General features: G+C 51.2%; 1 pseudogene. It reads left to right on the top strand.

Annotated elements, in window-relative coordinates:
• Positions 1 to 258: pseudogene (locus ACO0LF_RS31770) on the top strand (MotA/TolQ/ExbB proton channel family protein); the annotation flags it as partial.

The following is a 258-nucleotide window of genomic DNA, read 5'->3' as shown; positions in this document are numbered from 1 at the left end:
CACTCATCATCATGGTCATCATGTCCATGGGTAGCTGGTACATCCTCATCACCAAAATCATCGACCAGGTCAAACTGTCTGGCCAGGCTTCTGATGCCCGTTCCAAATTCTGGAAAGCGGCTTCCGTCCAGGCTGGTGCAGCTTCCCTCAAAGAAGGCAGCCCATTCCGCTTCATCGCTGACTCTGGCATCAAAGCCACAGAACACCATGAAGGTGCTTTGCTGGAACAAATCGACTTGAATACCTGGGTATCCATGT

Origin of the sequence: Undibacterium sp. Di27W, from assembly GCF_049340345.1 — a bacterium.
Taxonomy (GTDB): Bacteria; Pseudomonadota; Gammaproteobacteria; order Burkholderiales; family Burkholderiaceae_D; genus Undibacterium.
The sequence above is the reverse complement of the archived record's forward strand: the minus strand, read 5'-3'. Positions and strand labels throughout refer to the sequence as shown.